This is a genomic window from Desertihabitans aurantiacus (genome assembly GCF_003344635.1).
Taxonomy (GTDB): Bacteria; Actinomycetota; Actinomycetes; order Propionibacteriales; family Propionibacteriaceae; genus Desertihabitans; species Desertihabitans aurantiacus.
In genome coordinates this window covers 1-1,563 of record NZ_QPKK01000469.1, presented here as the reverse complement: position 1 = coordinate 1,563, position 1,563 = coordinate 1, and the positions used below count along the sequence as shown (strand labels likewise).

General features: G+C 76.6%; 1 protein-coding gene and 1 pseudogene. Both read left to right on the top strand.

What is annotated here, in order from left to right; translation table 11 throughout:
• Positions 1-723 (top strand): hypothetical protein (locus tag DVA66_RS20260; protein WP_198672002.1); only part of this gene is annotated, 723 nt, incomplete at its 5' end.
• 1 nt (position 724) lies between these two features.
• A pseudogene (locus DVA66_RS20255) lies at positions 725-1,563 on the top strand (helicase-associated domain-containing protein); the annotation flags it as partial.

The following is a 1,563-nucleotide window of genomic DNA, read 5'->3' as shown; positions in this document are numbered from 1 at the left end:
ACCCTGGTGCCGGACCGTGGCGAGCAGCGCGACCCGCACCGCGCCTTCGATGTCGTGCAGTCGGTGATGACCGAGCAGCCCTCCTTCGGCCCGCGGGCCTGGAGCGCGGCGCACTCCAGCTCCTGGAGCCAGCAGTGGGCCCCGCCCGCCGGGACGCCGACGCCCGCGGTCCCGGCGCCGCTCATCGGCGGCCACGACCCCCAGCAGCCCTTCGCCGTCGGCCAGGGGATGCGGCCGGGCCAGCCGCAGCTGCCCCCGCCGGCTGGTCCCGCACACCCCGCCCCGGGGACCGACCAGTGGTTCGCCCCCACCTCCTGGGAGCCGCCGGAGGCGCGCGGCGACTTCCGCAGCACGGGGACGCGGGTGGTGGAGGGGGTGACCTGGCCGGTCCTCATCGTGCTGGGGCTGGGCGTGCTGGTCTTCCCGCTCTCGCTGTTCTGCGTGATCGGTGCCGCGGTGCTGACGCACTGGGTGCCGCGGCGGCGGAGCAAGGTGCGGGTCGGCTACGCGATCGGGTTCGGCGTGCTCGCCCTGGTCGGGCTGGTCGGCTTCCTCGACACCCTCTCCTTCAGCGGTCTGGTCACCGCGGTCCAGCCGATGGCGACCCTGTTCTGCCTGGCGATGCTCGTGGTGCACCCCGTGATCAGCTACCTCAGCGTGCAGTCCGGCGAGCCCGAGGAACGCGGACCGTACGCGACCCGCGACCCCTCGGCCTGGGGCTGAGGTGGCGCCGCGCTCGCTCTCGGAGGCTCTGGCCGGCTTCAGCACCGACCAGCTGTCCGCCCTCCTCGCACTGCGCGAGGACCTCGCCCGTCCACTGCCGGCCGACCTCGGTGAGCTGGCGGCCAGGGCGGTCACCGTCGCCTCCACCAGCCGCGCCGTCGACCGGCTGGACGCCTGGCAGCGCCACGTCGTGCTGGGGCTGGCGGCCGCACCGGACGGCGTCGGCGTCGACGACCTGGCCGACCTGCTCGGGGACGTGCCGCGCGAGGTGCTGCCGGAGACGCTGCAGCAGCTGCGGCTGGCGGCCCTGGTCTGGGGTGAGGACGCCGAGCTGCACGTGGTGCGGACCGTCCGCGAGGTGCTCGGCCCGTTCCCGGCCGGGCTGGCCCCGGTCTCGCCCCGGCCGCTGCCACCCGCCGACGTCCGCGCCGCGCTGGAGCAGGTCGGACCGGCGGAGCAGGTGATCCTCGACCGGCTGCTGTGGGAGCAGCCCACCGGCGCGCTGCGCCAGGCCGACCGCGGCGTCACCCTGGAGACCGCCCGCAACCCGGTCGAGCGGCTGCTGGCGCTCGGCCTGCTGCGGCCGGCCGACACGGACACGGTGCTGCTGCCGCGGGAGGTGTCGTGGGAGCTGCGCGGGCACCGGCTCACCCGCACCACCCCGGGCGCCGAACCGCCGGCGCTGACCTCCGGCACCCGTCCCGAGGGGGTGGTCACCCCCGCCGCGGTCGGCGCCGCCTGGGCGCTGGTGCACGACGTCGAGCAGCTGGTCGACGACCTCTCCACCCGACCCTGCGCGGTGCTGCGCGACGGCGGCGTCCCGGCGCGTGAGGTCGCCGC